The following is a 9,038-nucleotide window of genomic DNA, read 5'->3' as shown; positions in this document are numbered from 1 at the left end:
TTTTAATTCTTCCTTCAGCAAAATGCTGAAGAACCTACATTTATACGAAACTTTGTTCAGTTTTCAAAGGACTACTTCGTTGACTTACGACAACTTTCATATCTTATCAAAAGCATTTGCTACTGTCAAGGGAAACTTTCAACCGCTTGAAGCGCTTGTTTTGCTCCCTGACAACAAAGAGTATCTTACCAGCCTTACCTAGCGTGGTCAAGGCAGTAAAGTCCCAGTGTCGGGCGGAGAATGGACGTAATTCCGGACAAGAACGCAAACATTTTCCTCTTTATACGGTCCTGTTTGCAGATTTTCCCGAACAATGGCTTAAAGATAGAACTAATAGTGAGCTTAAACCGAACAATGATTTACGGCAAACTTTTTTTGTCGCAGTTTTACCGGCTATTACTGTCACACATTTAATGCACACCAACCGTAATCAGCACCAAGTTTCCGTCCTCATCCCCCCAATCACGATGGCCCAGAGTAATGACCTGTACGTAAGAGCTAGCGGTGAGTAGACCAATCATTCCCAGCTGAATTAAGTACACCAGACAACAAAACGGGCCGCAGCTTTCGCTACGACCCGTTTCAACTCTATTTACTCTTGGAACTACTATCCTTAGCGGCAGAGCTGCTACTGCTGCTTGCAGACTCCGCTTTGGCTTTTTCACGCTGTGCTTTGGTCATGAGCTCAGGAGCATCAGTGTCATACTCAACGTACTTACCGTGGTGTTGTGCGAGTACGCTGGTACCCTTCTTCTGATCCTTCTTAAGCTGCTTCTTGGCCTTGCTCAACTTGTAGTTGTAGTCACTACGGTCGACCTTTTTGTAACCACTTGGGTTATAGAAACGTAAGAGGTCCCCGTTAATGATCCGGTCGGACAAGGACAGAACGGTCGTGGTCCGGTTAACTGCTTGGTTCTCAACCGTGCGCTGGGCGGCCGTTGGGTGCTTGATCTGCTTACCCGTCTTTGTGTCATAGTAGTTACTACCCACCTTAGTGATGGTTGGAGTAACAAAACCACCGTCACGGAACGGAACAGTCTGGTTGCGATTTGGTGCGAGCAGATCACTACCAAACTGAACATACTTAGAGTTGTTGATGCCCAGCAAGTTCATCAAGGTCGGTAACACATCAATTTCACCACCATAAGTGTGGTTAACGCCACCCTTGAGTCCAGTCATATGGAACATCAGTGGCACGCGCTGGTACATGGCATCGTTGAAGTCGTTGTAGTTCTTAATCCCTGTCAACTTGGCCATGGCCTTCTTATGGTTGGCGGAAATACCGTAGTGGTCCCCGTAAAACATGACGATCGAGTTCTTCTCGAGACCGGACTTCTTGAGCCAGGTCATGAATTCACCGATGGACTGATCCAAGTAGCGGGCCGTCTGCACGTAGCCATCCACGGTCGGATCGCCGGTCTTGGTCTTAGCAATCGAGACGTTCTTCTTGTCCAGTGGGTATGGGTAGTGGTTGGTCAGCGTGATGATTTTGGCATAGAAGGGCTGCGGGAGCTGCTGGATGTATGGTGCGGACTCCTTGAGGAAAATCTTATCCTTCAAGCCGTAACCAATTTCGTAGCTCTTCTTATCCTTCATGTAGCCTTTAGTGACCCAATAGTCGTAGCCCCAGGCCTTGTAGGTGTTCTCCCGGTTCCAGTAACTAGGCACATCCCCGTGGAACGCGGCCGTGGTGTAGCCCTGCTGATCAAGAATTGATGGTGCAGCCTGGAAAGTGTTACTGCTACCGTCAATACTCATCGCGGACCCTTCCGGTAATCCATAGAGTGAGTTCTCGAGCATCATCTCCGCATCAGAAGTCTTGCCCTGGCCAACCTGGTTGAAGAAGTTGTCAAAACTGAGCGTATCCTTCTCATGGTAAATTTTGTTCAGGTTCGGCGTGACTTCTTGCCCATCATACTTGTAGTCGATCAGGAACTGCTGGAAACTTTCGAGATGAATGACAAAGACGTTCTTCCCCTTAGCAACACCGGTATACTGCACGTTCGGTGCGACGCGGTTCTCCTTGATCCACTTCTGGGCACTCTTTAGGTCACTGGAACTAGCGTTAGCTTTAATGGCACTGTTCTGCGCGGTCTTCACTCCGTCATAAACGGTGTAGGCGTTGAGACCCAGGTACTTAACGATGTAGTTACTATCAAAGGTCCGGGTCAAAAGCCCGGAGCGGTCGTGGTAGGCCATGGACAGATTCGCACCAAAGAGCACAATTGCAAGCATGGAAACCAGAAGCGCGATTCGCTTCTTGATTGGCCGGATATCCATGTGCACACCCTTGAAGGCGAGCAACAGAATCAGGATCAGCAGATCGGCAAACACTAAGAAGTCACTAGGGTCAATAATACCCATGATGGCCTTGCTGAGGTTATTGGAGACAGAACTGCCCCCCTTCATGAGCGCGAAGGTCATGAAGTCCGAGAACTCGCGATAGTACAGGATATTGGCAAACAGCCATGTACTCGTGATGGCGTCAACAATCAGCAAACTTATGTATGACTTACGCCCCTTCATGTAAAGGACGATGCCAAATAAAAGCAGCGTTGTTGGAATGGGGTTTAACGCTAAGAGCATTTTCTGAAATCCGCCCTCGGCTCCCAAGTTAAATTTTGTGTTATACGCCCAAAAGATTTTCACCCAAAAAAGGGCAATAGCAAGAATCATGAACCCGCCACGCGAGTTAAAAAATGATTTGATTCTGCCGCCAACTTGCTTCATGGTGGACCTCCATAATTGATTTTCGACCTAGTATCAAGAAATAGTCTACACATATTCACGGCAAATAACAATTTGCCATGAATAATAGTTGCAATTACTTAATTAAATATTTGGGAATAATATCAGCCGCATTTGCAGCTGCAACATGTGCCTGACCGCGCTCAGTATATCAACATTGCGGAGCACGACGTTACAGAAAGCACGATAGGTACAAGCCCTGTCCCTGAGCACAAAAAAAGACAGCGAACAAAATCGCTGCCCAGTACGCAGACGCACAGTTTACTGTTCGTCCTGGACGTCGGTGCCGTCATCAAGGAGATCAAAAATCTCCATGGCGACAAGGTCAATGTTATCAAACTGGAATGTCTGGTGATCAGCCAGTTCTTCAAGTTCAAAAGTTTCAGTTTTTGGGTCAAACGTTACGAGACCACGTTCCTCGCCGTTCTTCTCGAACCGACGAGTCTGTATCTCGCTGGAGTCAGCATCTTGCATAGCCTCCAGTCGCTTGATAATTGCGACGAGTTGTGAGCCTTTCATGGGAGTGCCCCCTTCTTTTGTATCCGCTAAGAGCATACCACGGATTCACACCTGATGTGGCAAAAAATGCCCTGATTAACGAAAAAAAACAATTTTGTTCACTCTTCGTTCTTAGTCTGACTAATAGTATTATCCATCATTGCTAAGCGTCGCGGCCGGATTGCCATCGCAATCACACCCATTAGCATCCCCAGATAATACGTTAAGACCCGCCACAATAGCATGGCAAGCACGAGCTTGGCTGGAACAGTGATGAAGGTCGCAAATATGGTCTTGAAACTGTACTCCGCCCCACCCGAGCCACCAGGAATCGGGAACAGGGACACGATCATCACGATCATGACGTGCATCACGATTACCTGAACGAAATCAACGTGGGGGATGTGCAGCGCCAGCAGCACAAAATACGGCACGCTGTAATATGCCAGCAGTTGGAGCAGGGTCAGTACACACGCCTTAAGAACCTTTTTCTTCTCCCGCTTAAGTTGCAGACTCTCCTGGTAGAAGGTGTCGATTTTGGTGTCCAAGCTCAGTGCCATTTCTGCCCGCCGCTTCTTACCTACGAACCAGCCGACCGGAATCAGAAATAAGGCGACAAGCTGCTTCGTGAAGCGGTTATAGTACATCACGAGCAGCAACCCGACGATCACACTGACGTGAATAACCATCCCGAATGCGATCAACCACGCAAGCGGACCGATACTTCCAGCCACCTTACTAAAGCCGATTACCATCGTCAGGATGAAATTAATCAGAACCATGAACTGGTAAACAATGAACTTCATGAGCAGCACGGAGCTGGAACGTCCCCCCTCAATGCCGCTTTGCATCATGGCAATCAACTGGGCGGGCTGGCCACCAGTGGCGAAGGGTGTAATGGCATTAAATAGTTGTTCAATCAGCGGAATGCGGACCGCCTCTTTGAATGGTAAGTGATCCTGCTTATTCCGAATCATGACCTGCAGAACGAGGGTCTCCATCAGCCAGGAGACGAACATGGCGAGCACTCCAACTAACAGCCACCACCAGTTCAAGGTGATCAGGTTATGAATTATCGTGTGAAAGTCAGTGTTGCGGCCCTCCCACACAAAAATAGCCACGCCAATTAGTAGCATCACAAGCGCGGCGAGCTTGTTTTTTGAAGTCATTCTAATCCCCTAGTAGCTGCCGCGGAGGCCATTATGCCTTTGTGCGCGCGGTACTACGCTTCTTCTGATTGGCGACAGCAATCGCCGCCTGCTCCTTGTAAAAGGCCTCCCAAACATGTGCGAGGTGCTCCTCGGAGTACTCGGCTGTCGCATCCTTACTGAGTTGAACATACCGCTCCAGCAATTGCGGCTGCTTGTGAAACTCACGGATGCGCGCTTCCATCTCATCAATATCGGCCGCCTCAACCGCATAGGGCTCAATGATTTTGTCATAAAGGTCCAGCTTACGAACCATTACCGGCGTGTCGGTGGCAAAAGCCTCAAGAACGGACATTGGGAACAGTTCCTCATAAGACGGCAAGAGGAACAGATCCGCGACGTTGTAATAATCAATCATTGTATCGCGCGGAATGATGTCCGTGAAGTGCAAGTTGGCAGGCGGATTCTCCACCTCCTGCTTCAGGTGGTTATATCCGTTCGTGATGATGCCAAAGGAGAAACCACCCGCCCAGACGAACTGCACATCCGGATTGCGCTTTGCGAGCGCGATGAAATCATCGACCCCCTTGCGCTCCTGAACCTGACCGGCACCGAAGACAACAAAATCATTAGCGCCCAAGCCGAATTTTGCCCGCAGTTCCTGTTTCCGTTCCGTAGTCTCAGGGTGGAAAGTGGCTGTGGACACAAAGTTAGGAATATAGGTCACGCGCTCAGGATCGATTCCGTACTTGGCAAGGCGCGGAATGAAGTTCGGATTAACAACCACTAACTGGTCCATCCGCTTGTAAAAAGCAATCACATACTTGTCCAAACTAACCCGCGCCACTCCTGGTAAGGACAGGCTCGAGTCCAATGTGTCCGGCAAAAAGTGCACGTAGCCAATTTTGCGACCGCGCTTGCTGCTCCAGGTCGACACGAAAAAATTGGGATCAATCGTGTGGTAATGGCTCAGTGTACTCTTAGTGAACTTATTGACCTTAATGTCAAACTCGGTCGGAAAATACTTTTGCAGCAGGGCCATCAGTTCATCGTAAACTGCACCGACCCCTTGTCCGGCAACCTTATCGGCCGAGCTGAACATGTTAATGTCAATCATTGGATTTCCTTTCTACGAATACGGTTGAAACGAAGGGGCCCCTTAACGGCGCTCTTCGCCAATTTAGGGGCAACGACAGCCCCGTAGTAAACGCTGGCGTCATTATAGAACTTCAGGATGCGGTCCCCGAACTGGTTGGCGGAGATGTCCCGCAGTTTGTCCTTGCAAGGCTGTGGGTCCGCATACTTTTGCGGATTGTTTAAGTAGTCAACAACCATTTCGGCCATCACCTTAGTGCTCTTGAAGGTGCGACCAAGATTAGGATTATCAAGCAATTTATCAGTGTACTCACCGCTCAGCGCGAGGACCTTAGTTCCAGCGGCCATCGCCTCCAGGTAAGTCAGCCCTTGTGCCTCCGAGTCACTGGCCGACAGAAAAATGTCCGCGGCCCGGTAATATAGCGGTACGTCTTCATGATTGACCTGACCCAAGAAGCGCACGTTATCCTCAATATCGAGGGTCTCAACCTGTTCTTCCAAGCTCTCACGGGCCGGGCCATCACCAACGACAAGCAGTACCGCGTTTGGTACCTGCTTCAAAATCCGGGGCATTGCATCAATCACCCGATTGATCCGTTTCTCGAAGGCAACCCGGGATAATGACAAAAGTACCGGTACGTCCTCCAAGCCAAGTTCCTTGCGCATGTCACGGGTCGGCGTCTTCTCGTAAGCAGACAGGTCCACCCCGGTCGGAATGACCCGAATCGGTGCGGTCACGCCGTAATTAGCAAGCTTCTCAAGTACACGATCACTTGGGGCAACGATCCCCGCATCATGCCGAACGAAAGCCCGGGTCATCTGGCGAACGTGATACGGCTTCAGCAGGTGGCCATTGAAAACATAGTGCAGATAATCTTCATACATGGTGTGGTAAGTATGTACGGTTGGGATGTGCATGTTGCGCGCTACGAACTTCCCAATGTAGCCCATCGAGAACTCCGTTTGGGTGTGCACAATATCCAGTTCCAGCTTCTTCGCAACCTGCAGGGCGTGGAACAAGCCCCGGACTGCAATTCGCCGGTCCTTAAACGAAACAAAGGCCACGCTCCCGAAGCGGAAGATGTTTGGCTCAACCGCATCTTCTGGAACGTGTGGATCAGTGGTGGTAAAGATATATACGGAATGACCCTTACTTTCAAGCTGCTCTTTCAGCGTCAAAATCGACGTTGCAACCCCGCTTACTTGAGGAAAATAGCTGTCCGTGAAAATTCCAATATTCACCTTGTTCCCTCCAAATTCGTCATAATAGTTAAAGTATAAGGACTCGCCCACACTAATGCAATTTACACGTTTGGCTTGTCTTCAGTGTCAGATTCATAATAAGCCTCTCCAGCAGAAATAACATCAGACTTAGGGCCCATTTAGTCGCAGATGTCCGCTACATCAAGCTTCCTGCGGATAACCTGCTCTGCAAAATGCTTATGTGACAACTAATTAAGTTTAGGTATGTTTTAAGAAAAGTGTTGCCAGTCATTTGGGAAGACCTCTTTTCGCAGATTTTGATAACTAGGTACCTGCTTGCTGCATCCGTTCAGTGCAAGCAGAACACGCAACTGTTGGCGCTAATCCGAACGGCCGGAAATCCACTAATGTTCCACAACGGGCTGTGCGCGACTACTTGACTGCCGCGGCGTACAAAAAAAGGATGCTGAACCTTCAGCATCCTTCCGCACTAACACGATATTACCATGTACATCTTCTACCGGTGATCGGGGTCGAACCGATACTCCATCTCTGGAACTGGATTTTGAATCCAGCGCGTCTGCCTATTCCGCCACACCGGCATTATAATTTACAATTCCCACGGCGTGAAGCCGCAAGGAAGGCGGTAACCGGATTTGAACCGGTGATTAAGGTTTTGCAGACCTCTGCCTTACCACTTGGCTATACCGCCATGATTGCTTTCCCAATGGGATTGGGATAGCTGGATTCGAACCAGCGCATGACGGAGTCAAAGTCCGTTGCCTTACCGCTTGGCTATACCCCAATAAAAAAAGGGCGGTATGTGGGAATCGAACCCACGTATGCTGGTACCACAAACCAGTGTGTTAACCACTTCACCAATACCGCCATAATATTCAGTTACACAGGGATAGTAGGAGTTGAACCCACATCGACGGTTTTGGAGACCGTTGTTCTACCATTGAACTATATCCCTAAGGATGGAGGATCTAGGATTCGAACCTAGGAACCCGAAGGAACGGATTTACAGTCCGTCGCGTTTAGCCTCTTCGCTAATCCTCCATAAATGGCGCGGGACGGAATCGAACCGCCGACACATGCAGCTTCAATGCATTGCTCTACCAACTGAGCTACCGAGCCATTTAAACGGTCGCGACGGGACTCGAACCCGTGATCTCCTCCGTGACAGGGAGGCGTCCTAACCAACTAGACCACGCGACCAACTATTCTGTTACATTGCGGGAGTAGGGTTTGAACCTACGACCTTCGGGTTATGAGCCCGACGAGCTACCAGACTGCTCCATCCCGCGATAATATAAGTAAATGAAAAAGGAGAATGAGGGATTCGAACCCTCGCGTGGTTTGACCCACCTGCCGGTTTTCAAGACCGGTCCCTTCAGCCACTTGGGTAATTCTCCATATCATTATTAAAAAAGTAAAACGATGACCCGTACGGGATTTGAACCCATGTTACCGCCGTGAAAGGGCGGTGTCTTAACCACTTGACCAACGGGCCATAAACGGAGAAGGAGGGATTTGAACCCTCGCGCCAGTTTCCCGACCTACACCCTTAGCAGGGGCGCCTCTTCAGCCACTTGAGTACTTCTCCATGAATGGTATATTCAGTTAATGGGCCTAAATGGACTTGAACCATCGACCTCACGCTTATCAGGCGTGCGCTCTAAACCAGCTGAGCTATAGGCCCATAAATCACGGAACAAAGCGGGTGACGAGAATCGAACTCGCATCAACAGCTTGGAAGGCTGTGGTTTTACCACTAAACTACACCCGCCTGAATGGCGCGGGACAGAATCGAACTGCCGACACATGCAGCTTCAATGCATTGCTCTACCAACTGAGCTACCGAGCCGATTCAACGGTCGCGACGGGACTCGAACCCGTGATCTCCTCCGTGACAGGGAGGCGTCCTAACCAACTAGACCACGCGACCATGAATGTTATTCACCTGCAATTGCGGGAGTAGGGTTTGAACCTACGACCTTCGGGTTATGAGCCCGACGAGCTACCAGACTGCTCCATCCCGCGATAACTGTATTATTATATCAAACGCAGTCCACCGTGTAAAGATGGACCTTGTAGGGCTCGAACCTACGACCGAACGGTTATGAGCCGTCTGCTCTAACCAACTGAGCTAAAGGTCCAAGCAATCGCGGCGGGGGGGATCGAACCCTCGACCTCCCGGGTATGAACCGGACGCTCTAGCCAGCTGAGCTACACCGCGAAGTGTAATATCGGACAATATGTCCTATCGGGAAAACAGGATTCGAACCTGCGACCCCCTGGTCCCAAACCAGGTGCTCTACCAAGCTGAGCTATTTCCCGTTA

6 protein-coding genes and 20 tRNA genes are annotated in these 9,038 nt (G+C 49.7%); 1 reads left to right on the top strand and 25 read right to left on the bottom strand.

The features are described from left to right. Positions 1-202: hypothetical protein (locus GN107_RS11440; RefSeq protein WP_230678618.1), on the top strand; the 202-nt coding region annotated here is incomplete at its 5' end. A 386-nt stretch (positions 203-588) separates the two neighbouring features. Here GN107_RS11440 and GN107_RS11235 read toward each other — a convergent pair. From GN107_RS11235 to GN107_RS11115, 25 genes are all read right to left on the bottom strand, one after another. After that, entirely contained in the window at positions 589-2,730 is a 2,142-nt protein-coding gene (locus tag GN107_RS11235; protein WP_155287930.1) for an LTA synthase family protein, read from the bottom strand. A 279-nt stretch (positions 2,731-3,009) separates the two neighbouring features. Next, positions 3,010-3,267 (bottom strand): YkuJ family protein, encoded by a 258-nt coding sequence (locus GN107_RS11230; RefSeq protein WP_155287929.1) that lies wholly within the window; start codon positions 3,265-3,267, stop codon positions 3,010-3,012. Positions 3,268-3,365: 98 nt separating this feature from the next. Further along, positions 3,366-4,415, bottom strand: coding sequence for a lysylphosphatidylglycerol synthase transmembrane domain-containing protein (locus GN107_RS11225; protein WP_155287928.1), 1,050 nt, complete (start codon positions 4,413-4,415; stop codon positions 3,366-3,368). 31 nt (positions 4,416-4,446) lie between these two features. Continuing rightward, positions 4,447-5,511 (bottom strand): glycosyltransferase family 4 protein, encoded by a 1,065-nt coding sequence (locus GN107_RS11220; RefSeq protein ID WP_155287927.1) that lies wholly within the window; start codon positions 5,509-5,511, stop codon positions 4,447-4,449. Next, positions 5,508-6,731 (bottom strand): glycosyltransferase family 4 protein, encoded by a 1,224-nt coding sequence (locus tag GN107_RS11215; RefSeq protein ID WP_155288065.1) that lies wholly within the window; start codon positions 6,729-6,731, stop codon positions 5,508-5,510. The genes GN107_RS11220 and GN107_RS11215 overlap by 4 nt, the downstream gene beginning before the upstream one ends. 479 nt (positions 6,732-7,210) lie before the next feature. After that, a tRNA-Leu gene (locus GN107_RS11210) sits at positions 7,211-7,294 on the bottom strand. Between the two features lie 39 nt (positions 7,295-7,333). Continuing rightward, positions 7,334-7,404 (bottom strand) — tRNA-Cys (locus tag GN107_RS11205). A gap of 21 nt (positions 7,405-7,425) precedes the next feature. Continuing rightward, a tRNA-Gln gene (locus tag GN107_RS11200) sits at positions 7,426-7,497 on the bottom strand. 10 nt (positions 7,498-7,507) lie between these two features. Next, positions 7,508-7,580 (bottom strand) — tRNA-His (locus GN107_RS11195). 17 nt (positions 7,581-7,597) lie between these two features. Further along, positions 7,598-7,668, bottom strand: a tRNA-Trp gene (locus GN107_RS11190). Between the two features lie 5 nt (positions 7,669-7,673). Beyond that, positions 7,674-7,754, bottom strand: a tRNA-Tyr gene (locus GN107_RS11185). A 5-nt stretch (positions 7,755-7,759) separates the two neighbouring features. Next, a tRNA-Phe gene (locus GN107_RS11180) sits at positions 7,760-7,832 on the bottom strand. A 7-nt stretch (positions 7,833-7,839) separates the two neighbouring features. After that, a tRNA-Asp gene (locus GN107_RS11175) sits at positions 7,840-7,913 on the bottom strand. Positions 7,914-7,928: 15 nt separating this feature from the next. Further along, positions 7,929-8,002, bottom strand: a tRNA-Met gene (locus tag GN107_RS11170). Between the two features lie 20 nt (positions 8,003-8,022). Further along, positions 8,023-8,110, bottom strand: a tRNA-Ser gene (locus tag GN107_RS11165). A gap of 26 nt (positions 8,111-8,136) precedes the next feature. Further along, positions 8,137-8,208 (bottom strand) — tRNA-Glu (locus GN107_RS11160). A 5-nt stretch (positions 8,209-8,213) separates the two neighbouring features. Then, positions 8,214-8,301 (bottom strand) — tRNA-Ser (locus tag GN107_RS11155). Positions 8,302-8,322: 21 nt separating this feature from the next. Next, positions 8,323-8,397: transfer RNA gene (locus GN107_RS11150), tRNA-Ile, on the bottom strand. Between the two features lie 16 nt (positions 8,398-8,413). Beyond that, a tRNA-Gly gene (locus GN107_RS11145) sits at positions 8,414-8,484 on the bottom strand. A 5-nt stretch (positions 8,485-8,489) separates the two neighbouring features. After that, positions 8,490-8,562 (bottom strand) — tRNA-Phe (locus GN107_RS11140). A gap of 7 nt (positions 8,563-8,569) precedes the next feature. Further along, positions 8,570-8,643 (bottom strand) — tRNA-Asp (locus GN107_RS11135). A gap of 21 nt (positions 8,644-8,664) precedes the next feature. Further along, positions 8,665-8,738 (bottom strand) — tRNA-Met (locus tag GN107_RS11130). Between the two features lie 42 nt (positions 8,739-8,780). Further along, a tRNA-Ile gene (locus GN107_RS11125) sits at positions 8,781-8,854 on the bottom strand. 6 nt (positions 8,855-8,860) lie between these two features. Next, positions 8,861-8,934, bottom strand: a tRNA-Met gene (locus GN107_RS11120). A gap of 27 nt (positions 8,935-8,961) precedes the next feature. Next, a tRNA-Pro gene (locus GN107_RS11115) sits at positions 8,962-9,035 on the bottom strand. Between the last annotated feature and the right edge of the window lie 3 nt (positions 9,036-9,038).

Source organism: Lacticaseibacillus zhaodongensis (assembly GCF_009687905.1).
Classification (GTDB): Bacteria; Bacillota; Bacilli; order Lactobacillales; family Lactobacillaceae; genus Lacticaseibacillus; species Lacticaseibacillus zhaodongensis.
Note: the sequence above shows the minus strand (reverse complement) of the source record. Positions and strands in the feature narration are given on the sequence as shown.